At 67.2% G+C, this 22,396-nt stretch carries 19 protein-coding genes; 7 read left to right on the top strand and 12 right to left on the bottom strand.

The features are described 5' to 3' along the window. Window positions 1-210 precede the first annotated feature (210 nt). The 4 genes from EC839_RS18305 to EC839_RS18290 all read left to right on the top strand — a co-directional run bounded on the left by EC839_RS18305 (window position 211) and on the right by EC839_RS18290 (window position 7,593). Entirely contained in the window at window positions 211-5,073 is a 4,863-nt protein-coding gene (locus EC839_RS18305) for a PAS domain S-box protein (protein WP_007161083.1), read from the top strand. Beyond that, the gene (locus EC839_RS18300) at window positions 5,070-6,011 is read left to right on the top strand and encodes a diguanylate cyclase domain-containing protein (RefSeq protein WP_007161082.1); all 942 of its coding nucleotides are present in this window, start codon (window positions 5,070-5,072) and stop codon (window positions 6,009-6,011) included. The genes EC839_RS18305 and EC839_RS18300 overlap by 4 nt, the downstream gene beginning before the upstream one ends. 131 nt (window positions 6,012-6,142) lie before the next feature. Further along, the gene (locus tag EC839_RS18295; RefSeq protein WP_007161081.1) at window positions 6,143-7,153 is read left to right on the top strand and encodes an AI-2E family transporter; all 1,011 of its coding nucleotides are present in this window, start codon (window positions 6,143-6,145) and stop codon (window positions 7,151-7,153) included. Window positions 7,154-7,155: 2 nt separating this feature from the next. Continuing rightward, complete coding sequence (locus tag EC839_RS18290) at window positions 7,156-7,593, top strand: GNAT family N-acetyltransferase (RefSeq protein WP_007161080.1); 438 nt, start codon at window positions 7,156-7,158, stop codon at window positions 7,591-7,593. Here EC839_RS18290 and EC839_RS18285 read toward each other — a convergent pair. The 5 genes from EC839_RS18285 to EC839_RS18265 all read right to left on the bottom strand — a co-directional run bounded on the left by EC839_RS18285 (window position 7,587) and on the right by EC839_RS18265 (window position 13,134). Further along, entirely contained in the window at window positions 7,587-7,829 is a 243-nt protein-coding gene (locus tag EC839_RS18285; protein WP_007161079.1) for a hypothetical protein, read from the bottom strand. The genes EC839_RS18290 and EC839_RS18285 overlap by 7 nt on opposite strands. Window positions 7,830-7,888: 59 nt before the next feature. Continuing rightward, entirely contained in the window at window positions 7,889-8,605 is a 717-nt protein-coding gene (locus EC839_RS18280; RefSeq protein ID WP_007161078.1) for a carbonic anhydrase, read from the bottom strand. Window positions 8,606-8,781: 176 nt separating this feature from the next. Next, window positions 8,782-9,693: a D-alanyl-D-alanine endopeptidase gene (gene pbpG / locus EC839_RS18275; RefSeq protein ID WP_007161077.1), complete on the bottom strand. Its 912-nt coding sequence runs from the start codon at window positions 9,691-9,693 to the stop codon at window positions 8,782-8,784. Window positions 9,694-9,935: 242 nt separating this feature from the next. After that, window positions 9,936-11,471 (bottom strand): acetyl-CoA hydrolase/transferase family protein, encoded by a 1,536-nt coding sequence (locus tag EC839_RS18270; RefSeq protein WP_007161076.1) that lies wholly within the window; start codon window positions 11,469-11,471, stop codon window positions 9,936-9,938. Window positions 11,472-11,682: 211 nt separating this feature from the next. Continuing rightward, window positions 11,683-13,134, bottom strand: a complete 1,452-nt coding sequence (locus tag EC839_RS18265) for an anion permease (RefSeq protein WP_007161075.1) — start codon at window positions 13,132-13,134, stop codon at window positions 11,683-11,685. Between the two features lie 293 nt (window positions 13,135-13,427). Here EC839_RS18265 and EC839_RS18260 point away from each other — a divergent pair, with 293 nt between their 5' ends. After that, on the top strand, window positions 13,428-13,952 hold the full coding sequence (locus EC839_RS18260; protein ID WP_007161074.1) for a gamma carbonic anhydrase family protein: 525 nt from the start codon (window positions 13,428-13,430) through the stop codon (window positions 13,950-13,952). A gap of 365 nt (window positions 13,953-14,317) precedes the next feature. Here the strand turns inward: EC839_RS18260 and EC839_RS18255 are convergent, their stop codons facing one another. The 3 genes from EC839_RS18255 to EC839_RS18245 form a co-directional block, all read right to left on the bottom strand. After that, complete coding sequence (locus tag EC839_RS18255; protein WP_007161073.1) at window positions 14,318-15,241, bottom strand: SdiA-regulated domain-containing protein; 924 nt, start codon at window positions 15,239-15,241, stop codon at window positions 14,318-14,320. A 70-nt stretch (window positions 15,242-15,311) separates the two neighbouring features. Continuing rightward, window positions 15,312-16,217, bottom strand: a complete 906-nt coding sequence (locus EC839_RS18250) for an SdiA-regulated domain-containing protein (protein ID WP_007161072.1) — start codon at window positions 16,215-16,217, stop codon at window positions 15,312-15,314. A gap of 88 nt (window positions 16,218-16,305) precedes the next feature. Continuing rightward, window positions 16,306-16,971 (bottom strand): fumarylacetoacetate hydrolase family protein, encoded by a 666-nt coding sequence (locus tag EC839_RS18245; protein WP_027598765.1) that lies wholly within the window; start codon window positions 16,969-16,971, stop codon window positions 16,306-16,308. Between the two features lie 224 nt (window positions 16,972-17,195). Between EC839_RS18245 and serA the strand changes: the two genes are divergently transcribed. Then, entirely contained in the window at window positions 17,196-18,425 is a 1,230-nt protein-coding gene (gene serA / locus EC839_RS18240) for a phosphoglycerate dehydrogenase (RefSeq protein WP_007161070.1), read from the top strand. Window positions 18,426-18,587: 162 nt separating this feature from the next. Here the strand turns inward: serA and rpiA are convergent, their stop codons facing one another. Beyond that, complete coding sequence (rpiA, locus tag EC839_RS18235) at window positions 18,588-19,262, bottom strand: ribose-5-phosphate isomerase RpiA (RefSeq protein WP_007161069.1); 675 nt, start codon at window positions 19,260-19,262, stop codon at window positions 18,588-18,590. Window positions 19,263-19,375: 113 nt separating this feature from the next. Between rpiA and ilvA the strand changes: the two genes are divergently transcribed. Continuing rightward, the gene (gene ilvA, locus EC839_RS18230; protein WP_051119469.1) at window positions 19,376-20,902 is read left to right on the top strand and encodes a threonine ammonia-lyase, biosynthetic; all 1,527 of its coding nucleotides are present in this window, start codon (window positions 19,376-19,378) and stop codon (window positions 20,900-20,902) included. Window positions 20,903-21,136: 234 nt separating this feature from the next. Here ilvA and EC839_RS18225 read toward each other — a convergent pair whose 3' ends face one another. From EC839_RS18225 to EC839_RS18215, 3 genes are all read right to left on the bottom strand, one after another. After that, a complete protein-coding gene (locus EC839_RS18225; RefSeq protein WP_007161067.1) occupies window positions 21,137-21,373 on the bottom strand; it encodes a hypothetical protein in 237 nt (78 codons plus the stop codon). A gap of 59 nt (window positions 21,374-21,432) precedes the next feature. Beyond that, a complete protein-coding gene (locus EC839_RS18220; protein WP_007161066.1) occupies window positions 21,433-21,882 on the bottom strand; it encodes a hypothetical protein in 450 nt (149 codons plus the stop codon). A 101-nt stretch (window positions 21,883-21,983) separates the two neighbouring features. Continuing rightward, complete coding sequence (locus EC839_RS18215; protein WP_007161065.1) at window positions 21,984-22,382, bottom strand: hypothetical protein; 399 nt, start codon at window positions 22,380-22,382, stop codon at window positions 21,984-21,986. Window positions 22,383-22,396: the final 14 nt, after the last annotated feature.

The following is a 22,396-nucleotide window of genomic DNA, read 5'->3' as shown; positions in this document are numbered from 1 at the left end:
AGCGCGTGAACTTGCTCTGGACTGCCGCTTTGCACGCACCCGCCGCTGCGCTTCAGCCCGGCGGCCGATCCGCGGTATCAAGAAAGCCTTTTTTCCCGCCGATGGGCTAGCTGTTACCGCCAGGTCTGGTGGAGGCCCCGTTCCGTTCGCGCTTCCCGCTCCTGGCACCGCCTAACCAACGGCGTGGCACCTTTTGCCACCAGGGGCTCCATGTTCAGCAGGCTGTGCAAATCCTCTCGCGTACGCTGGAGTCTCGGCGTCTTTCTGTTCGGCGTCCTGCTGACCAGCCTGACCATGCGCCATCTGACCGAGCGCAACGAGCGACAGATACATGCGGCCCTCAACGCGGCGGCGACCGACGTGCGCGAGCAGATCGCCGAGCGGCTGCGGGTCTATGAGTACAGCCTGAGCGGCATGCGTGACGTCATCGTGGTGGCCGGCGCGGGGCTGTCGCGGGAACTGCTACAGCACTATGGTCGTACCCACGACCTGAATCAGGAGTTTCGCGGTGCGCGTGGCATAGGTTTCATCCGCCGGGTTCCCGTTGGCGAGGAAGAGCGTTTCATCCACGCCGCACGCGCCGATGGCTGGCCGAATTTCGCCATTCGCAGCTTCGCACCCCACGACGGTGACAGATTTGTCGTCCAGTACGTCGAGCCGGTAGCGCTCAACCAGCGCGCCGTCGGCATGGATGCGGCGTCCGAGCCGGTCCGCCGTGAAACGGCCGTGCTGGCCATGCAACGCGGCAGCATGCACCTATCCGGGCCAGTGGAGTTGCAGGCCTATCAGCCACCGGAGCGCGGCCTGCTGTTGATGCTGCCGATCTATCGTGACGGCCTGCTACCCAAGGACCCGGCGCAACGCGAGGGCGCCACCCTGGGCTGGTCCTATGTGCCGCTGAGCATCCAGGAGCTGTTCGGCAGCCTGCGCCTGGACATCCCGGGTCTGTTGATCCGCCTGACCGACGTGACCGAGCCTGCCAGCCCCACGCTGTTCTATACCCGTGGCGATACCAGTGAGCCGGCTGCCGAGGGGCTCTCGGAAGTGATCCTCACCCGCGAGGTCTATGGGCGAAGCTGGCAGATGGCCTTCACCGCGACCCCGGCCTTTGTTGCCGGCCTCAATCTGGTCTCGATACCTCTGGTCCATCTGGTCGGCAAACTGGTCAGCCTGCTGGCTGCCGGCCTCACCTTCGCCGTGCTGACCACGCGCCAGCGGCGGCGCCAGTATCAGCAGGACCAGGCCAACCTCACCGCGGTGGTGGAAAGCTCCTCCGACGGCATCATCAGCAAGGACCTCAACGGTGTGGTACTGAGCTGGAACCACGCGGCGGAAGAGCTGTTCGGCTATCCGGCCAGCGAAGCCGTGGGCCAGCGCCTGCTCGATCTGGTGGTGCCCACCGAGCTGGAACACGAGGAGTGGTGGGTACTCGAACGCATCGGCCGAGGCGAGCCGGTGCCGCACTTCGAGACCCGTCGCCAGCACCGCGACGGTCACCTGATCGATGTCCTGGTCAGCGTCTCGCCCATGCGTGGCCGTGACGGCCGAGTGGTCGGCGCCTCCAAGACGGTGCGCGACATCTCTCTGCAGAAGGCCGCCCAGGCCGAGATCCTGGCGCTCAACGCCCGCCTGGAAGAGCAGGTGGCCCAGCGCACCGCCGAACTCAGCCAGACCAACCGCCTGCTCGGCGACGTGCTGCGCGCGGCCTCTGAGGTGGGCATCATCGCCACCGACCGCGACGGCCTGATCACCCTGTTCAACGAGGGCGCCGAGCGGCTGCTCGGCTATCGCGCCGAGGAGGTGGTGGGGCGCTGGCACGCCAGTGACCTCCATCTGCCGGAAGAACTGGCCACCCAAGGTGCGGCCCTGGAAGCCGAGTACGGCCTGCCGGTCGCCGGTTTCCGGGTGCTGGTGGAGCGCTCCGAGCGCACCGGCGCCGACGCCCGCGAGTGGACCTTCGTCCGCCGCGACGGCGAGCACCGCGACGTCAGCCTGGTGGTGACCACCATGCGCGACGCCGGCGGGCAGATCAGCGGCTACCTGGGCATCGCCTCGGACGTCACCGAACGCAAGGCCGCCGAGCAGGAACTGGCGGCCAGCCTGGCCCTGACCCGGGCGATCCTGGACACCGCGGTCAGCCCCATCGTCACCGTCGACAGCCAGGGCCTGGTGCGCTCCTTCAACCCTGCTGGCGAGCGCATCTTCGGCTATCGCGCCGCCGAGGTGGTGGGCCAGCCGGTCCGCCGGCTGATCCCCGGCTACCTGGCCGGCTACGAAGCGCTGTTCAGCTGCCCGCAGGAGATCCCCGACGACCAGGCCAGCCCGCAGGGCCAGGAGATGGAAGGGCGCCGCGCGGATGGCAGCGTCTTCCCCCTCACCCTGAGCCTGGGGGTGATGTGGACCGACGGCGAGCGCCTGGCGGTGGCCATCATCGCCGACATCACCGAGCAGAGCCGCCAGCGCCAGGCGCTGCTGCAGGCCCGCGACCAGTTGACCATGGCTGCCGACGTCGCCCAGCTGGGCATCTGGTGCTGGCAGCCCGACACCGGCCAGGTGCAGTGCAACGACCGGATGTTCGAACTCTACGAGTGGACCGAGACCCAGCGCGCCCAGGGCATCACCTACAACGACTGGCGCTGCCGCGTGCACCCCGACGACCTGGCCAGCGCCGAAGAGCGCCTGGGCGCCGCCATGGCCGGGCGCGCGGTGTTCGATCCGGTGTTCCGCGTGCGCCGCCAGGACGGCTCGCTGCGCCACATCATCGCCGGCGCCCGTACCGAGCGGGATCCGCGCGGGCGGGTGCTGCGGGTGGTGGGCATCAACCGCGACATCACCGAACAGCTGGAGCTGGAACACCGGCTGCGCGAGGAACGCACCCGTGCCGACCTGGCCAGCCAGGCCAAGTCGTCCTTCCTGGCCAACATGAGCCACGAGATCCGTACGCCGATGAATGCCGTGCTGGGCATGCTGCAGCTGCTGCAACGCACCGCGCTCGACGCGCGCCAGGGCGACTATCTGACCAAGGCCCAGCAAGCGGCGCGTTCGCTGCTGGGGCTGCTCAACGACGTGCTGGACTACTCCAAGATCGAAGCCGGCAAGCTGCAGCTGGATGTCCATCCCTTCAGCCTGGAGCAGGTGCTGCGCAACCTGGGCGTGGTGCTCTCGGGCAACAGCGGCGAGAAAAACGTCGAGATCAACTACCACCTGGACGCCGGGCTACCCACCGCCCTGATCGGCGACAGCCTGCGCCTGCAGCAGATCCTCATCAATCTGGCCGGCAACGCCCTCAAGTTCACCGAAGCGGGACAGGTACTGGTCAGCGTGCGCCAGCTGTCGCGCGCGGACGGTCAGCTGCGCCTGGAATTCTCGGTGCAGGACACCGGCATCGGTATCAGTCCGGCCCAGCAGGAACAGCTGTTCCAGGGCTTCACCCAGGCCGAGGCGTCGATCAGCCGGCGCTTCGGTGGTACCGGGCTGGGCCTGGCCATCTGCAAGCGCCTGGTGGAGCTGATGGATGGCCAGCTGCAGGTGGAAAGCGAACTGGGCGTGGGCAGCCGCTTCTGGTTCGATGCCGCCCTGGCGGTGGATAGCCAGGGCGAGGCCCAGCTGGCGCCGGTACGCCGACGGGTGCTGCTGGCCGACGACAACACCCTGGTTGGCGAGGTGCTGGTGGAGACCCTGGCGGCTCTCGGCTGGCAGGTGGATCTGGTCACCAGCGGCGCCGCCGCCCTGGCGCGGGTCGCCCAGGCCCAGCAGCAGGCACAGCCCTATGAGGCGGTGCTGATGGACTGGCGCATGCCCGACGGCGATGGCCTGCTGGCGGCCCGGCAGCTGCGTGAGCGGCAGGCCGACAACCGACCGAAGGTCATCATGCTCACCGGCTTCGGTCGCGACTTCCTTACCGAGGCCCAGCAGAGCGACGATGCGCCCTTCGACGACTACCTGACCAAGCCGGTGACCCCGGCGCAGATCGTCGAGGTGGTGGAGCGCGCTCTGGGCGCGGAGATCCCGGCCGGCGTGCACGCCGCCGCGGTGGTCGACGAAAGCCATCGCCTGGCCGGCCTGCGCCTGCTGGTGGTGGAAGACAATGCCCTCAACCGCCAGGTGGCCGCCGAGCTGCTGCTGGCCCAGGGCGCCCAGGTGGAACTGGCCGAGGGTGGCCTGCAAGGCGTCGAGCGGGTGCTCTCGGGCGGGCCGCTGGACGTGGTCATCATGGACATGCAGATGCCCGACATCGACGGCCTGGAAGCCACCCGCCGCATCCGCGCCGACCAGCGCTTCCGCACCCTGCCGATCCTGGCGATGACCGCCAACGCCTCCCACACCGATCGCGACGCCTGCCTGGCCGCCGGCATGGACGACCATATCGGCAAGCCCATCGACCTGGAACTGCTGGTCGCCCGCCTGCGGCGCCTGACCGGCCAGGAGGTGAGCGCAGCGCCCGCTGCCGCCCCGGTCATCGAGGATCGCCAGGTGGAGCCCCTGAGCATCGTCCTGCGCCGCTTTGGCGGCGATGCCCGGTTGTTCGGCTCGCTGCTGGAACGCTTCGCCGAGGATTCCGCCGGCCTGCTGGAAAGGCTCGCCCAGGCCTGGCATACCGCCGACAGCGAGGCGGCGGTGGCGGTACTACACTCCCTCAAGGGCAGCGCCGGCACCATGGGTGCCCAGCGCCTGGCCGCGCGCGCCGCCGAGGGCGAACGCGCCGGCAAGGCCGGAGCGGGTGTCCCCACGGAGGTGGCGGTGGAATTGACGACCCTGCGACAACTGCTCGACGAAGCCCTCGGCGAATTGCGCGGCGCCCTGGCCGAGGTCCTGCCGCCTGCCGTGCCTGCGCCTGCCGAAGCGGACAGCCCAACCGACGGAGACACCCCGGTCGACTGGCGCGCCCGACTCGACGAACTCGAAGCGTTGCTCAGCCAGGGCAATCTCGACGCCCTGGCGCTGATCGCCGAGCTGCCCGTGCACTGCCGCGCCGAAGCCCAGGTGCGCTACGACCTCTTGCGCGCCCAGGTCGAGACCCTCGACTTCGCCGCGGCGCTCACCACCCTGCCTGACCTGAAGGAAGCCCTATGACTCCGCTGACCGCCGAGGCCGCTGGGCGGCGCAGCAAACCCAAACTGCTGATCGTCGACGACCAACCGCTGAACATCCGCATCCTCCACGAACTCTTTCGCCAGGATTGCGAGACGCTGATGGCCACCAGCGGCGCCCAGGCCCTGCAACTGGCCCTGACCCAGCAGCCGGACCTGATCCTGCTCGACGTGATGATGCCCCAGCTTGACGGTCACGAGGTCCTGCGCCGGTTGCAGGCCGATCCGGCCACCGCCGCCATCCCGGTGATCTTCGTCACCGGCCAGGAGGGCCCCGACGAAGAGGTGACCGGCCTGGAGCTGGGCGCGGTGGATTTCATCAGCAAGCCGATCAATCCGGTCATCGTCCGCGCCCGGGTGCGCACCCAGCTGACCCTCAAGGCGCAGCGCGACGCCCTGCGCAGCATCGCCCTGGTCGATGGCCTCACCGGCGTCGCCAATCGTCGCCAGTTCGACGAAGCCTTGCTGCGCGGCTGGCGCCAGAGTCAGCGCGAAGGCACGCCCTTTTCGCTGATTCTCATGGATATCGATCACTTCAAGGCCTACAACGACCACTATGGCCACCTGGCCGGCGACCAGTGCCTGCGCCAGGTGGCCCAGGCACTGGGGCAGGGGCTGTTCCGCCCCTACGACCTGCTGGCGCGCTATGGCGGCGAGGAATTCGGCTGCCTGCTGCCGGGCACCGACCTGGAAGGCGCCACCCAGGTCGCCGAACGGCTGCTGCAGCAGGTGCGCGACCAGCGCCTGACCCATGGCTATTCCTCGGTGACCGGCTACGTCACCCTGAGTCTGGGCGTGGCCACGGCGCTGCCGCCCACCGCCGTCGATCCGGCCGCCCTGATCACCGCCGCCGATGCCCAGCTCTATGCGGCCAAGCACCAGGGCCGCGCCCGGGTCTGCGCCGCAGAACTGGCCGGCTGAGGCGAGGGGTGCCAAAGCACCCGGTCGGGTAACGCCGGGTAACAGAGGTCCGGGCTTTCTTCGTTATCCAGGCTGGGCGGCGAGGCGGCAGACTGTCAGACTGCGGGCAGGGATTCTGCCGCCGGTAATCTATGTACGCCTTCACGCAACGCCAGGCCATCTTGGCCAGCTGGATCATCGTCTTCACCGCGCTCTATCTGGTTCTCCCGCTCAAGCTCCTGCCCAGCCTGCTGGCCGGGTTGCTGGTGTACGAACTGGTCAACACCCTGGCCGGGCGTCTGCAGCGTCATCTGCCCGGCGGCGGCGCGCGCTGGCTCGCCGTGGCCCTGCTCGGCACCCTGGTGGTGAGTCTGCTGACGCTGTTCTTCGTCTGGTTTACCAGCTTCATCATCCAGGAGGTGCAGAACCCCGGACGGCTGCTGGACAAGTTCATGGTGCTCACCGAGCGCGCCCGCGCCCAGTTGCCGCCCTCGCTGGACGCCTACCTGCCGGCCAACGCCGACAGCATGAAGCAGGAGCTGGTGGAATGGGTGCGCGCCCATGTGGCGCAACTGCAGCTGTTCGGTCGCGATGCGGCGCGGACCTTTGTCATCGTGCTGATCGGCATGATCCTCGGCGCCATCGTCGCCCTGCAGCCCACCCCCGATCCCGAGCGCCTGCGCCCGCTGTCCGGCGCGCTGCTGGTGCGCCTCGGCCTGGTGGCCCAGGCCTTTCGCAACATCGTCTTCGCCCAGATCAAGATCTCGCTGCTCAACACCACCCTGACCGGCATCTTCCTGCTCGGCGTGCTGCCGCTGTTCGATGTCCACCTGCCGCTGGCCAAGACCCTGGTGATCCTGACCTTCATCCTTGGCCTGCTGCCGGTGATCGGCAATCTGATGTCCAACACCCTGATCTTCATTGCCGGCCTGTCGCTGTCGATCTGGGTCGCGGTGGCGGCGCTGGGCTATTTGATCGCCATCCACAAGCTGGAATACTTCCTCAACGCCCGCATCGTCGGCGGCCAGATCAGCGCCCGCTCCTGGGAATTGCTGGTGGCCATGCTGGTGTTCGAGGCGGCCTTCGGCCTGCCGGGGCTGGTGGCGGCGCCGGTGTACTACGCCTATCTCAAGAGCGAATTGAAGGCGGAAGGGCTGGTCTAGCGATGACGGTCGTCTATCGGCAGGCAGGGCTTGTCGACCTGAAAGTGCTGGCTCGCCTCAATGGCGGTTTGCAGCGCGATGAAGGCGGCCTAAGGCGTCTCGATGACGTGACGCTACGCCAGCGCATGGCGGACTGGCTGAGTAGTGGTGAATACCAGGCCGTCCTGGCCGAGCGGGACGGCCATTCGCTGGGCTACGCGCTCTTTCGCCTGGAAGAGGCGACAATTTTCCTGCGCCATCTCTATGTAGCGCCTGAGGCACGCCGCCAGGGCCTGGGCCGCGCCCTCTACCGACATCTGCGCGACCACCTCTGGCCGGCCGATTGGCCGGTCAGGCTCGAAGTCCTGGCCACCAATAAGCGCGGCCAGGCCTTCTGGGGGGCGCTAGGCTTCGAGACCTTCCGCCTGACCCTGCAACAGTCGCCAACGGGCACTCACTGACGATCCAGATTCGACCACATGCGCTGCCAGAAGGCGCCAGCCTCCTCATTGCTGGCGCGCCATGTCTGTTCCAGGCGCAGGCGTTCGGGCGCTTCGAGATCCTCCGGGCAGGCCAGGTAGCGGTCAGCGGCGGCCTGGGCTTCGGCCTGCAGGCGGCGCCATTCGCGCACGTCATCCAGCCAGCAGCGGCCGGTGATGGTCTCGTAATACTCGTGGGCGATCGCGTCTTTGCTCATGGGGCGTTCCAAACGGGGGATACAGCCCTAGACCGCAGCTGACGGCGGGGGTGCCCGCCTCAGACGTCGAAGAAGTCCACGTGGCCGTTTTCCAGGGTGTAGTAAGCCCCCACCACCTTGACCCGGCCGTCCTTCTGCGGCCCCAGCAGGGTCGGTTCGGAGGCCGCACGCAGGCGCCTGACCGTGCGCTGCACGTTGCTGCGCACCGCCGCTTCCAGCAGATCCGGCGGATTGCCGACCCGGGCGCTGAGCACCGCCGGCAGGATGGGTTCGATCATGGCGCCGATGGCACCGGGATAGAGGGCATTCTGCTCCACCACCGCCACCGCGGCCTCCACCGCGCCGCATTTCTCATGGCCCATCACCACGATCAGCGGCACCCCCAGCTGGCTGATGGCGTACTCCACCGAGCCCAGGGCGGTGGTGTCCAGGGTATTGCCGGCATTGCGCACGATAAACAGCTCGCCCAGGCCACGGCCGAACAGCAGCTCCGGCGAGACCCGTGAATCCGAGCAGGACACCAGCACGCAGAAGGGCGTCTGGCCCTTGGCGATTTCCAGGCGCCGGTCGCGATTGGTTTCCCCGTGCAGCGGCTGGTCGTCCATGAAGCCCTGGTTGCCGTCGATCAGCCGTTGCAGGGCCTGTTCGGCGGTGAGGGTGGTGTGGGCCTTGGTCGGGGCCGCCAGGGCGGGCAGGGTCATGGGTGCCAGGGCGGCGGCCAGCGGCAGGCAGCAGGCGCACTGGAGGACTTGGCGACGCGACAGGGTGGGCTTCATCGGGACACCTCTTGGCGTGGGAACGTGCCGGTACTGCGGTCTCCAGCGCTTGAGACAACTATTGTCGCCCGCCGCCGATCCCGCCAGGCGCGGCGCCCGGTATCCGACCCGCGGAAAGGCGCCGGGCATGAAAAAGCCGCGTCGAGACGCGGCTTCGGGACCTGCTCAGGCGGGCGTCACTGCCGCGCCAGTACCGTGCTGCGACCGGCCTTGGGCGCGCCCGGCAGAGGGCTCAGCGCGCCGGTTTCCAGCCAGCGGCGGACGCGGGTAGCGTCGGCCATGTGGGTGAGCTTGCCAAAGGCGTCCATCACCACGAAGGCCACCGGACGACCGGCCATCACGGTGCGCATCACCAGGCAGTGACCGGCCTTGTCGGTGTAGCCGGTCTTGGTCAGCTGCACGCTCCAGTCGGCGTTGTAGACCAGGTGGTTGGTGTTGCGAAAGCCCAGTACATAGTTGGGGTTGTGGAAGGCCTGGGTCTTTTCCGGGGTCGTGCTGAGCTGGCCGAGCAGCGGATAGTGCTCGGTGGCCTTGAGCAGGGTGACCAGGTCACGCGCGGTGGAAACGTTCAGCGGCGACAGGCCGGTGGGCTCGGCGTAGCGGGTGTTTCTCATGCCCAGCGCACGCGCCTTGGCATTCATGGCGGCGACGAAGGCCCGCTGGCCACCCGGATAGTGGTGGGCGAGGCTGGTGGCAGCGCGGTTTTCCGAGGACATCAGCGCCAGTTGCAGCATGTCGCGCCGGGTCAGCTGGCTGCCCAGGCGCACCCGCGAGAAGATGCCGCGCATGGCCGGATTCTCGCTGATGTCGATGTCGATGGTCTGCTCCAGCGGCAGCCGGGCATCGAGCACCACCATGGCGGTCATCAGCTTGGTCACCGAAGCGATGGGGGCGACCTGGTCGGGATTCTGGGAAAACAGCACCTGGTTGGTCTTGAGGTCGACGACCAGGGCGTGGTTCGAGGCCAGGCGCTGGGCGGTGGCGGCGGCCGCGGCCTTGACCTTCGGTGGGGTCTGGGCCAGGACGGCCGGACTCAGCCCGACCAAGCCAGCCAGCAACAGGCCGGCAAGTTGATGACAGATCTTCACGGTGGTAGCTCTCGAAAAGGGGGCGGGGTTAGAACAACCGCGAACGGCAATGCCCCTTGCAGATCAAGGACATTGCTCAGAGATTTCACGTCTTTTATCACCCGGAATGTCGGCTGGGAATCCGACAAGGCAGCTTTTTACACAGCGCGCTGGCAAAAAGTCACAATTAGTTGCAGATGGGCGACGGACGGCAGGGATGGCGGAGCGAAAGGGCGCCCGAGAGGCCTCGGGCGCCTTGCCTTTCAGTCGTGGGCTTCCTGGGCGGCGGGGCCGAGCATGCTGCCGGTGACCAGGTAGCGCTCGTGCCAGGCCAGCGCCTCGGGCAACAGGTGCGGGGTGTGCTTGCCGTGGCTGCCGGCCAGGGCGCGCTCGAAGTAATCCGCCAGCGCCGGACGGAAACTCGGGTGCACGCAGTGCTCGAGGATGGCCCGGGCGCGCTGCTTGGGACTGAGCATGCGCAGGTCGGCCAGGCCCTGGTCGGTGACGATTACCGAGACATCATGCTCGGTGTGGTCGACGTGGCTGACCATGGGCACCAGGGTCGAGATCAGGCCATTCTTGGCGGTGCTCGGCGCCATGAACACCGACAGATAGGCGTTGCGGGCGAAGTCGCCGGAGCCGCCGATGCCGTTCATCATCCCTGTGCCCATCTGGTGAGTGGAGTTGACGTTGCCATAGAGGTCGGCTTCGAGCATGCCGTTGAGGGCGATGCAACCCAGCCGCCGCACCAGTTCCGGGTGATTGCTGACCCCCTGCTGGCGCAGGATGATGCGCTTGCGCAAGGACTCGGCGTGCTCGACGAAGCGCTCGATGCCCGCCGGGCTCAGGGAGAAGGAGGTGGCCGAGGCCAGTTCCATCTTGCCGCTGATTAGCAGTTCCAGCATGCCGTCCTGGATCACCTCGGTGAAGGCGGTCAGCCCCTCGAACTCGCTCTCGGCCAGGCCCTGCATGAAGGCGTTGGCGATGTTGCCGACCCCCGACTGGATGGGCAGCAGATTGGCCGGGATGCGCCCCTGGCGGACTTCGAAGCGGAGGAAGTCCAGCAGGTGCGTGGCGATGGCCTGGGAGGCGGCGTCCGGCGCCTTGAACGGACTGTTGCGGTCGGGGGCGTCGGTCTCCACCACGGCCACCACCTTGTCCAGCGGCACCTCGAGATAGGGCGAGCCGATGCGGTCGCCGGGGTGCGCCAGTGGAATCGGCGTGCGGTGGGGCGGCAGGGCACCGTCGGTGTAGATGTCGTGCATGCCGTCCAGGGCGTCGGGCTGCCAGCGATTGACCTCGAGGATCACCGCATCGGCCATGTCCAGCCAGGTCTTGTTGTTGCCCACCGAGGAGGAGGGCACCAGCAGCCCGTCTTCGCGAATGGCGGCGATCTCCACCACGGCCACGTCGATCTTGCCGAAGAAGCCATAGCGGACCTTTTCCGCCAGCTGGCCGAGGTGGATGTCCATGTAGTCCAGGCCACCGGCGTTGATGCGGCTGCGGAGCTCCGGATCGGACTGGAAGGGCACCCGCAACTCGATGCCATCGACCCGCGCCAGGGCGCCGTCCAGCTCCGGTGCGGTGGACGCGCCGGTCAGCACCTTGATGCGAAAGGGCTCGCCGACGCCGTGACTGGCGGTGATGCGCTGGGCCAGGGCGCCGGGCACGGCCTTGGGATAACCGGCCCCGGTGAAGCCGCTCATGCCTACGGTCATGCCGTGACGAATGAACTGCGCGGCCTGCTCGGCGCTCTGGCGCTTGGCGGCGAAACCGGGGTGGCGAATACGGTGGGACATGACGACCTCTGCGGGTGTTATCGAAAGCACACTAAGAATGTGGATTCTACGCCGAAGGGATGCTTAGGTCCCTAAGCAAAAGGTCGGGTGGGAGGGGAAATTTTTGGGGAGTGGGGCGTAGGTTGGGCTTCGCTATCGCTCAACCCAACCTACGCCGATCCGCCCGGATCACCACGACCCAGGAGTTGGGCACCGAACGTCCAACTACCCCTCACGCCACCATCATGATCCACGGCACCCCGATCCCCAACAGCACCAGCAGGAACAGCGCCCCGAAGATCGTCCCCAGGCGCCAGTAGTCGGCGCTGGGGAGGTAGCCGCTGCCGTAGTACACCGGACTCGGCCCGGTGCCGTAGGGGGTGATGATGCCCATCAGCCCCAGGGAGGTGCCCAGCAGCAGGGCGAACACCGGCAGGTCGATGCCGGGGATGCCCATGCCGGCGGCAAGCATCACTGGCAGCAGCGCGGTGGTGTGGGCGGTGGAGCTGGCGAACAGGTAGTGGGCGAGAAAGAACACCGCCACCAGCACCACCATGGCGGTGCCGGCATGGAAGCCGCCCAGGTGGCCGGCGACCCACTGGCCGAACCAGGCGACGAAGCCGACCCGGGTCAGGCCGTCGGCCAGGGCCACCAGGGTGGCGAACCAGGCGAAGGTGTTCCAGGCGGCCTTGTTGCCCAGGGCGTCGTTCCAGGTGATGACCTTGAGTAGCAACATCAGCACGATCACCAGGATGCCCACCAGCGCCGGATCGGCCCAGGCGGCACCGAAGATCCACAGCGCCAGGGCGCCGATCACCAGGGCCAGCAGCAGCTTTTCGTCGCGCGTCAGCGGGCCGAGTGCGGCCAGTTCCTTGGCTGCCCACAGCGGTACCTGGTCGTTGCGCTTGATCTCCGGCGGATACAGCCAGTAGGCCAGCAGCGGCAGCAGGGCCAGCAAGAGGACGCCCATGGGCGCGGCGGCGATGAACCACTGGCCCCAGCTGATGTGCACCTGGGCGGTCTTCTCGATCAGGGCGGCGGCCAGCAAATTGGGCGCCAGGGCAGTGAGGAACAGGGTGCTGGTGACGCAGGTGGACGAGATCGCCACCCACATCAGGTAGGAGCCGATGCGCCGGGCGCTGGGATCGTTGGGCTTGGAATCGTAGAGCAGCGGCAGGTTACGGATCACCGGGTAGACGGTGCCGCCGCTGCGCGCGGTGTTGGACGGGGTGAAGGGCGCCAGGGCCAGGTCGGCCAGCATCACCGCGTACCCCAGGGTCAGGGTCCGTCGGCCCATGGCCTTGACCAGCAGCAGGGCGATCCGCCGCCCGAGGCCGGTCTTCTCGTAGCCCAGGGCGAACATGAAGGCACTGAAGATCAGCCAGACGGTATTGTTGGAAAAGCCCGCCAACCCCCATTTCAGTGCCTCCTGGGGCGCGCGGAAGCCCGGCGTCGCCAATTGCGCCGGGCTGAACAGCACCCAGGGCGCCAGCAGGGCGGCCAGGGCCACGCCGATCAGGCCGATCACCGCGCCGGGCAGGGGTTCGAGGATCAGCCCCACCACCACGCCGGCGAAGAGGGCGAAGTACAGCCAGGCATGATTGGGCAGACCGTCGGGTGCCGGCAGCAGCGCCAGCAGTCCGGTGACGGCGAGGGGCAGCAGGAATTTCCAGGTGGTACGCATCGGGCGCTCGCAGATTCCGGTGGTCTGGGGAAACCGGCCTGGGCCGGGATGGCTGACAGTGCTGTCCCAAGGGCGGCGCGGTCAGCGGTCGCCAGCTTTGCAAAGGCCGAGAGCCTTTCCCAGCGCTCTCGCCGTGGTCATTCGTCGCAGTCCGGAAGGCTTAGGTTCCCCTGGCATTCTTTCGCTATCGAGAATGACTTGCAACAACGCGCGTCACTGCCGATTGCGTCCGCTGCTCGCCTCGGCGAACAATCGGTGTATCCGCTTACCCTGACCACACGAGGATGACCGCCATGAAGTACCGCCTGGGAGAACACCGCGTCGAGGCCCATCCACAGAGCTGGGTCGCGCCTACCGCCGCGGTGATCGGCAAGGTACGTCTGGATGAGGGCGCCAGCGTCTGGTTCGGCGCGGTGCTGCGTGGCGACAACGAGCTGATCCACATCGGCCCGGACAGCAATGTGCAGGACGGCGCCGTGCTGCACACCGATCCCGGCTCACCGCTGACCCTGGGGCGCGGCGTCACCGTCGGCCATCAGGCCATGCTGCATGGTTGCGAGATCGGCGACGGTAGCCTGATCGGCATCCATGCCGTGGTGCTCAACGGCGCGCGCATCGGGCGCAACTGCCTGGTGGGCGCCAATGCCCTGGTCACCGAAAACGTGGTGATCCCCGACGGCTCCCTGGTGCTCGGCTCGCCGGCCAAGGTGGTCCGCACCCTCAGCGAGGCCCAGCAGGCGCAGTTGGCAGCCAATGCCCAGGTCTATGTGGCCAATGCGCGGCGCTATCTGGAAGAGTTGTTCGAGCAGGGAGAGTAGAAGAGCTCGGGAGCTGCACTCTGCACTGGATGACCCCCTCTCCCAGGGGGAGAGGGGGCTGTCCGAGCAGGCCTTTGTTTGCAGCGCCAATGGCAGGTTCGCGCTCCATTCTCACCAGGCCATCCGCTGGCGCAGAATCGCCCCTCTCCCTCAGGGAAAGGGCTGGGGTAAGGGTTGAGCCGCTCCAGCCTGTTGGGCTTCATCGTCGAAGCCCAACACCGGCGGCGCAGCGTGGAAAACCGCGCAGCCTTTTCCACATGGAGATTGGGTGCCAGGCGCCCCCTCACCCCAACCCTCTCCCAAGGGGAGAGGGGGCTGTTCGAGCGGGCGCTTGGCTTCATCGGCTACTAGGATAAGCCTCTACCTCACGGCTTCTCGAATCGATAGAACAGATTCGGCTCGCTGACCACATACAGCCGGCCCTGGTCGTCCATCGCCACGCCTTCGGCCTGGGGCACGCTGCGATTCAGGCCGTGCTGGCCGCGCAGCAGCGACAGCGAGCTGATCGGCTTGCCGTCGTCGTCCAGTTCCAGTACCAGGCGCGACTGGTCGGATAGCGCCAGCAGGTGGCCGGTGCCGGGATCGAATTGCAGGCTGGAGAGGTCGCGTACGAACAGGCGCCGATCGCGCTTCGGGTCCGTGCGCAACGACAGCGCCTGCAGGCCTTCGAAGGCTTCGCTGCCGAGACCTTCGATCTCGTAGATGCGTACCGGATCGCTTTCCTTGGCGACGAAGAAACGCTCACGGGCCGCATCGTAGGCGAGGCCTTCGTTGCCGCGGTTATCGCTTTGCACGTCGCTGAGGCTGAAGGGGTGGCTGACCTGGCGATCATCGATGTCCACCACCTGGGTGTCGGCACCGATGCGTACCCGCACCAGACGCTGGCGACGCTCTTCGCTGATCATGTAGACACCCGGGGCGATGTACTCGATGGCTTCCGGATCGCTGAAGCCCTTGAGCTCCACCTGGCGCAGCAGCCGGCCGTCCAGGTCCAGTTCGAGAAAGCGCGCCGGCTTGTTGGTGACGCTGACCAGGGTGCGGCGGTCCGGGTCGAAGCTCAGCGCCGAGACATCGGTGATGCCGTCGCCGATGGGCCTAGCCTCGACGGTGACCCGGTAGTCTGGCAGCCACAGCGAGCGGGCCTGGCGGCTTTCGGCCTGGAGCTGGCTCTGGACGTTGAACCAGAGGCGCTCGAACAAGCGGTGCTGCTGGGCCACCAGGGTCAGGGCCAGCAGCAGGGCCCCGCCCAGCAGGGCACCCAGGGTGCGAGGGGAAAACAGCGGAAACATCGACAGGGTCCTGAGGCGGTAATGCCGCGCAGCCTAAGGGCGCGACCCTGAATTCAAGCTGAATAGGCGCTCATTGCGCCGCGCCGGACACCTTGTGAAACACGTGGAAGAGATTGGGTTCACCAATCATGTAGAGATTGCCGGCTTCGTCGAGGGCCACGCCTTCCGGTTGCTCCATGGTCGCCTTGAGGCCGTGCAGGCCGCTTCTGAGGCTGATGAAGCTGACCGGCTGGCCGTCCGCGGTCAGCTCCACCAGGGTGTGGGACTGGTCGGACAGCGCCAGCAGGTGACCGGTGCGCGGATCGATCGCCACTGCCGAATAGTCGATCACCAGCTGCTTCAGCGCAAAGGGCTGCAGGTTGCCGGAGACGCCGCGGCCGTCGCTGGCCAGGGTGAAGAGGGCGGCCGGATCGCGTTCCTTGCTGAGAATCAGCCGCTGATGGCGCGGATCCCAGGCGATGCCTTCGAAGCCCTTGTTGCCGGCGTCAGGAAAGCCCAGGTCGTGGTGTTCGAAGGTGTTGGCGTCCAGCTCGCGGGCGTCGTCGGCCAACCTGAACAGCGACAGCCGCCGCTGGCGCTCGTCGACGATGGCCAGGCGCCCGTCTTCCAGGGCGGTCACCCCTTCGAGGTTGGAGACGTTGCGGATCGGGATGCGCCTGAGGATGTCGCCGGTCAGGCTCAGCTGCACCAGATAGGGGGTGCTGCCGGTGACGGCGAAGAGGGTACGGGTCCGGGGATCGTAGGTGAGGTCGGAGGTCTCGGCCTCGGCCAGGCCCGGCAGCGGCTTGCCCTGGATCACCGCCTGGTAGTCCGGCAGCCAGACCGCCTGGGCGCGCACTTCCGGCGGCGTGCGGTACTCCTGCCACCAGAGCAGCGCCCGGTCGTTCCAGTGCCAGACGAAGGTGAGGACGATCAGCACCAGCAGGATAAAGGCGGGGAGGAGGCGCGACAGGATGAGGCGGGGGAGTCTGGACATGCGGGCTCGGACGGCTTCTTGTTAGAGCGTCGCGGCCGTGCCGACACACCGTCGCCAGGCACCGGCCAGGCGACGGTGTGTGGCGGGGTTATAGCACGCGCGTTTCGAAGCGGCTAACGTCCGGCAGCTCCAGCACCAGGTCATCGCCCACGTTGAGAGGTCCGACACCTACCGGCGTGCCGGTGAGGATGACGTCGCCCGGTTGCAGGGAGAAATGCCCGGCGATGGTCTGGATCAGCGGCAGGATGGGATTGAGCATGTCGCGACTGTTGCCGTCCTGGCGCACTTCGCCGTTGATGGTCAGGCGCACCGGGATGTCGGCCAGGTCCTCGAAGGCATCGCCCGGCACGAAGGGCGCGAGCACGCAGGCGCCGTCGAAGCTCTTGGCGATCTCCCAGGGATAGCCCTTTTCCTTGAGGCGGCTCTGCACGTCCCTGAGGGTCAGGTCCAGGGAGGGGGCGAAGCCGGAGATGGCGTCGCGCACTTCCTCGGCCGACGGCTTCTTCGACAGCGGCTTGCCGATCAGCACGGCGATCTCGGCCTCGTAGTGCACCGAACCCTGATCGGTAGGGATGGCGAAACCCTCGGCCACCGGCACCACGCAGCTGGCCGGCTTGATGAACAGCAGGGGCTCGGTGGGAACCGGGTTGTTCAGCTCCTTGGCGTGCTCGGCGTAGTTGCGGCCGATGCAGACGACCTTGCCCAGGGGGAAGTGGATCTTGGTGCCATCGAGGTACTGGTGCTGGTAGGCCATCTTGTGCTCCTGGTGAGTGGCGTCTGCTGGCGATCTTAACCAAAAGCGGAGGCCGCGGCGCGGTCCTGGTCGCAAGGCGCTCATGGTCGCCCTGAGAAAGCTTCAGGTCGCAACCGGACCTGCATCCGGTGGCTCATGCTAAGATAGCGACCCCTTTGCCGCTGGCTGACCTGGCCTGCGCCGCGCCGGCATCCTTCTCCCTGGACACTCTGGATTCAACGCAGATGAGCAAGACTTCCCTCGACAAGAGCAAGATCCGCTTCCTTCTCCTGGAAGGCGTCCACCAGTCCGCCGTGGATATCCTCAAGTCCGCGGGTTACAGCAACATCGAGTACGTCACCAGCTCTCTGCCGGATGCCCAGCTCAAGGAAAAGATCGCCGACGCCCACTTCATCGGCATCCGCTCGCGCACCCAGCTCACCGAAGAGGTGTTCGACTGCGCCAAGAAGCTGGTCGCCGTCGGCTGCTTCTGCATCGGGACCAACCAGGTCGACCTGCAGGCCGCCCGCGAGCGCGGCATCGCCGTGTTCAACGCCCCCTATTCCAACACCCGTTCGGTGGCCGAGCTGGTGCTGGCCGAGGCCATCCTGCTGCTGCGCGGCATCCCGGCCAAGAACGCCTCCTGCCACCGCGGCGGCTGGATCAAGAGCGCGGCCAACTCCTTCGAGATCCGCGGCAAGAAGCTGGGCATCATCGGCTACGGCTCCATCGGCACCCAGCTGTCGGTCCTGGCCGAGGGCCTGGGCATGCAGGTGTTCTTCTATGACGTCATCACCAAGCTGCCCCTGGGCAACGCCCAGCAGGTCGGCTCCCTGACCGAACTGCTCGGCATGAGCGACATCGTCACCCTGCACGTGCCGGAAACCCCCGCCACCCAGCTGATGATCGGCGAGCGCGAGATCCGTGCCATGAAGAAGGGCGGCATCCTGATCAACGCCGCTCGCGGCACCGTGGTCGACCTCGACGCCCTGGCCGCCGCCATCAAGGACGAGCACCTGATCGGCGCCGCCATCGACGTCTTCCCGGTGGAGCCACGCTCCAACAACGACGAATTCGTCTCGCCGCTGCGTGGCCTGGACAATGTCATCCTGACCCCGCACATCGGTGGCTCCACCGCCGAGGCCCAGGCCAACATCGGCCTGGAAGTGGCCGAGAAGCTGGTCAAGTACAGCGACAACGGCACCTCGGTGTCCTCGGTCAACTTCCCCGAAGTGGCCCTGCCGTCGCACCCGGGCAAGCACCGCCTGCTGCACATCCACCAGAACGTGCCGGGCGTGCTGTCGGAGATCAACCGCGTCTTCTCCGAGAGCGGCATCAACATCTCCGGTCAGTACCTGCAGACCGACGAGAAGGTCGGCTACGTGGTGATCGACGTCGACGCCGAGTACTCCGACCTGGCCCAGGAAAAGCTGCAGAACGTCAAGGGCACCATCCGCTGCCGCGTGCTGTTCTAAGCCGTCAAGCGGCATGAAAAAGCCCCGGTCGGGTTCGCCTGACCGGGGCTTTTTTTGTGAGGTGGTGTCTATGATCGCGGCCATGCCGGTGCGCCGTAGCGACCGCTCCTACAGGTATATCGTGCTTTTGTAGGAGCGGCCCATGGCCGCGATAGCAAGGTCTCAGCTCCGTTCCAGCCGCTCCACGCCCTGGGCGGTGCCCAGCAGCAGCACGTCCGCCGGGCGGGCGGCGAAGAGGCCGTTGGCGACCACGCCGACGATGTTGTTGATCCTGGCTTCCAGACCCATCGGATCGACGATGTGCATGTTGTGCACATCAAGGATGACGTTGCCGTTGTCGGTCACCACACCGTCGCGGTACTCGGGGTCGCCGCCCAGCTTCACCAGCTCGCGGGCCACGTGGCTGCGGGCCATGGGGATGACTTCCACCGGCAGCGGGAATTCGCCGAGGACATCGACGCGCTTGCTGCCATCGGCGATGCAGATGAACTTGCGTGCTACGGCGGCGACGATCTTCTCGCGGGTCAGGGCCGCGCCGCCGCCCTTGATCAGATTGAGGTGGCCGTCGGCTTCGTCGGCGCCGTCCACATAGAATTCCAGGTCGCTGACACCGTTGAGGTCATAGACGGTGATGCCATGGCTTTTCAACCGGTCGGCGGTGGCCTGGGAGCTGGCCACGGCGCCATCGAACTCCAGCTTGTGCTTGGCCAGCAGGTCGATGAAGAAGTTGGCGGTCGAGCCGGTGCCCACGCCGACCACGCTGTCGCGGGAGAGCTGGGGGAGGATGAGGTCGACCGCGGCCTGGGCGACGGCCTGCTTGAGCTGGTCCTGATTCATGGGGGTATCCGCGAAAACGGGTGGAGGGTCGCCGATTATAGCCGCTCGGACGGCCTGGCTAACCCACCCGGAGGTGCCCGTAGTAGACTTTTCGCCCCCGCCGCACCCACCGGATCGCTCCGCCGATGCTCGAACACTATGTGAAGAAGACCCTGCTCGCCCCCGTCTACGACGTGGCCATCGAAACGCCCCTGCAACCGGCGCGGGCGTTGTCCGAGCGACTGGGCTGCCAGGTGCTGCTCAAGCGCGAAGACCTGCAGCCGGTGTTTTCCTTCAAGATCCGCGGTGCCTACACCAAGCTGGCCAGCCTTTCGGCCGCCGAAAAGGCCCGTGGCGTGATCGCGGCCAGCGCGGGCAACCATGCTCAGGGCCTGGCCCTGGCGGCCCGTGAGCTGGGCGTGCGGGCGATCATCGTGATGCCGCGTACCACGCCCGAGCTCAAGGTCATCGGTGTGCAATCGCGCGGTGGCGAGGTGGTGCTGCACGGCGACGCCTTTCCCGAGGCTCTGGCCGAGGCCTTGCGCCTGGTCGAGGAGCAGGGCTATACCTTCGTCCCGCCCTATGACGATCCGGACGTCATCGCCGGCCAGGGCACCGTGGCCATGGAGATCCTGCGCCAGCATCCGGGGCGGTTGGATGCCATCTTCGTCCCGGTCGGGGGCGGTGGTCTGATCGCCGGTATCGCGGCCTATGTGAAATACCTGCGCCCCGAGATCAGGATCATCGGCGTCGAACCGGACGACTCCAACTGCCTGCAGCAGGCCCTGGCCGCGGGCGAGCGTGTGGTCCTGCCACGAGTCGGGCTGTTCGCCGACGGCGTGGCCGTGGCCCAGATCGGCCATCACACCTTCGAGGTCTGTCGGCGCTATGTGGACGAGGTCATCACCGTCAGCTCGGACGAGATCTGCGCGGCGATCAAGGACATCTACGACGATACCCGCTCCATCACCGAGCCCTCGGGTGCCCTGGGCGTGGCCGGGATCAAGAAATACGCCGAACGGGAAGGCAGCGGCGGCCAGGTGCTGGTGGCCATCGACTCGGGCGCCAACGTCAACTTCGACCGTCTGCGACACGTAGCCGAGCGCGCCGAACTGGGCGAGCAGCGCGAAGCCATCATCGCCGTGACCATCCCCGAGCGGCCGGGCAGCTTTCGCGCTTTCTGCGAGGCGCTGGGGCGGCGGCAGATCACCGAATTCAACTACCGCTACCACACCGGCGAAGAGGCCCACATCTTCGTTGGCGTCCAGACCCATCCCCAGCGCGATCCCCGTGATGCCCTCATCCAGGGCCTGCGTGACCAGGGCTTCCCGGTACTGGACCTGACCGACAACGAACTGGCCAAGCTGCACATCCGCCACACGGTGGGCGGTCATGCGGCGCGGGTCGGCCAGGAGCAGGTGTTCCGCTTCGAATTCCCCGAGCGCCCCGGGGCGCTGTTCGACTTCCTCGAAAGGCTGGGCGGGCGCTGGAACATCAGCATGTTCCATTACCGCAACCACGGCGCGGCGGATGGCCGGGTGTTCGCGGGGCTGGAGGCCAGCCAGGCCGAGCGGGAAGAGCTGCTGGCGACCCTGGATGCCATCGGCTATCGCTATTGGGACGAAACGGAGAATCCGGCGTATCGGTTGTTCCTGGGCTGAGGTTCGGTGTGTTGGGCTTCGCTGCAGGTAGGGTGGATAACGGCACAGCCTTATCCACCGTTGGCACCGGAGCCTGTCAGTGGAAAAGGCTGCGCCGTTTTCCACGCTACGGCGATGCGCCTACAAGCCCGCGCCGGACCAGACCTCCCCCTCTCCCTCCGGGAGAGGGCTGGGGTGAGGGTAGCTCGACACCGAGAGTCCTGCCCGTTGGGCTTCGCTGTGCTCAGCGCCAACCTACGAAGCCAGCGGCTCCACCCGGATATCCGTCAATCCATGCACCTCCGCCTGGCGCAGGATGGCTGCGGCTGGAGCATCGGCGGGCGGCAGCGCCAGGCTGTTCTCGGCGTCGGCGCGCAGCTGTTCCAGCACGGCCAGGGCGGCTTCGTGCGGGGCGAGACTGGCCTGCGGCTGCTCGAGGTCGAGCTGGCGGGACTCGCCGTCCTTGCGGTAGTGGACGCGGAACATGGGCATGGCGGCGGCCTCGGGGCGGGTTTCTAGACAGACCCACCCAGGCGCGCCGCCGTTCCGGCTTACTTGAGGATGACCAGCTTGCCCTTGAGGGCGACACCGGCCATGAGGGCGCCGGCGTGGCACTCGTAGCGGGTGGGATCGCTCCACTCGTTCTTCTTGTAGTAGCTGGTGATGTCGGTGACCGCATTGGCACCGGCGGCCTTGGCCGCTTCCTGCAGGCGGATCAGCGCCGATTGCAGCACCCAGCGGCAGGCGACCTCGTCGGTCTTGTTGAAGGCGTTGGTCTTCTGGTTGGTGGTGATGCTGGAGTTGACCACCGTGGCCTTGCCCGGCACCGGGTTGCCGGCCAGGTAGAACTTCACGCTGCCATCCAGGCGCTTGGCGGCCAGGGCTTCCTGGACGACTTCGGCGAAGGGCAGTTGCAGGGTGGTGTCGCGGGCCTGGGCGGCGCCGGGCAGCAGCGCGGCCAGGCTCAGGGTGAGGGCGAGGGTGGAGGTGAGGATACGCATGGTGACTTCCTTGTGGTGGTGGGGATGACTGTTTAACCCAGAACGCCCGCTCCGTCAGCCGCGGGACCGGCGTTCTGTGCTATCGCGCAGGCCGCGAATGGTCACTCCGCGGCGGCTGCGGGGGCCGGCAACTGCAGTTGCCGGCGGATGTCGGCGTCGAGCAGCTGGACCCATTTGTTGTAGTTGCGATGGATGCGCTCGCCGTCGTAGTCGAGGCCGGCGCTGTCGCGGTAGCGGATCTGGTAGCCCTTGGTGCTGTAGGGGATGTCGACCCAGGCCTGGTGGCGATCGCGCACCACGATGCTGGCGACCACCAGGCCGGGGCTCTCCTGGCCGACGCTCCAGCCACGGCGTTCGAGGGTATCGACGATGGCGCGGCGGACATCGGCGGCGTTCTCCACCCGATCGGCGGGAAAGACCTCCTGGGGCGTCACCAGGGGCGCGCGGGTGCAGGCCGCCAGGAACAGCAGAGCGGAGACGAGCAACAGGCGACGCAACATGGGCATACCTCGGG

Source organism: Pseudomonas sp. JUb52, from assembly GCF_004341115.1.
In the GTDB taxonomy this organism is placed as follows: Bacteria; Pseudomonadota; Gammaproteobacteria; order Pseudomonadales; family Pseudomonadaceae; genus Chryseomonas; species Chryseomonas oryzihabitans.
The sequence above is the reverse complement of the archived record's forward strand: the minus strand, read 5'-3'. Positions and strand labels throughout refer to the sequence as shown.

Excerpts from the sequence above, each read along its gene's own strand:
- EC839_RS18305 (WP_007161083.1), top strand. The coding sequence starts at position 211 with ATGTTCAGCAGGCTGTGCAAATCCTCTCGCGTACGCTGGAGTCTCGGC.
- EC839_RS18300 (WP_007161082.1), top strand. The coding sequence starts at position 5,070 with ATGACTCCGCTGACCGCCGAGGCCGCTGGGCGGCGCAGCAAACCCAAA.
- EC839_RS18295 (WP_007161081.1), top strand. The coding sequence starts at position 6,143 with ATGTACGCCTTCACGCAACGCCAGGCCATCTTGGCCAGCTGGATCATC.
- EC839_RS18290 (WP_007161080.1), top strand. The coding sequence starts at position 7,156 with ATGACGGTCGTCTATCGGCAGGCAGGGCTTGTCGACCTGAAAGTGCTG.
- EC839_RS18285 (WP_007161079.1), bottom strand. The coding sequence starts at position 7,829 with ATGAGCAAAGACGCGATCGCCCACGAGTATTACGAGACCATCACCGGC.
- EC839_RS18280 (WP_007161078.1), bottom strand. The coding sequence starts at position 8,605 with ATGAAGCCCACCCTGTCGCGTCGCCAAGTCCTCCAGTGCGCCTGCTGC.
- EC839_RS18270 (WP_007161076.1), bottom strand. The coding sequence starts at position 11,471 with ATGTCCCACCGTATTCGCCACCCCGGTTTCGCCGCCAAGCGCCAGAGC.
- EC839_RS18265 (WP_007161075.1), bottom strand. The coding sequence starts at position 13,134 with ATGCGTACCACCTGGAAATTCCTGCTGCCCCTCGCCGTCACCGGACTG.
- EC839_RS18260 (WP_007161074.1), top strand. The coding sequence starts at position 13,428 with ATGAAGTACCGCCTGGGAGAACACCGCGTCGAGGCCCATCCACAGAGC.
- EC839_RS18255 (WP_007161073.1), bottom strand. The coding sequence starts at position 15,241 with ATGTTTCCGCTGTTTTCCCCTCGCACCCTGGGTGCCCTGCTGGGCGGG.
- EC839_RS18250 (WP_007161072.1), bottom strand. The coding sequence starts at position 16,217 with ATGTCCAGACTCCCCCGCCTCATCCTGTCGCGCCTCCTCCCCGCCTTT.
- EC839_RS18245 (WP_027598765.1), bottom strand. The coding sequence starts at position 16,971 with ATGGCCTACCAGCACCAGTACCTCGATGGCACCAAGATCCACTTCCCC.
- serA (WP_007161070.1), top strand. The coding sequence starts at position 17,196 with ATGAGCAAGACTTCCCTCGACAAGAGCAAGATCCGCTTCCTTCTCCTG.
- rpiA (WP_007161069.1), bottom strand. The coding sequence starts at position 19,262 with ATGAATCAGGACCAGCTCAAGCAGGCCGTCGCCCAGGCCGCGGTCGAC.
- EC839_RS18225 (WP_007161067.1), bottom strand. The coding sequence starts at position 21,373 with ATGCCCATGTTCCGCGTCCACTACCGCAAGGACGGCGAGTCCCGCCAG.
- EC839_RS18220 (WP_007161066.1), bottom strand. The coding sequence starts at position 21,882 with ATGCGTATCCTCACCTCCACCCTCGCCCTCACCCTGAGCCTGGCCGCG.
- EC839_RS18215 (WP_007161065.1), bottom strand. The coding sequence starts at position 22,382 with ATGTTGCGTCGCCTGTTGCTCGTCTCCGCTCTGCTGTTCCTGGCGGCC.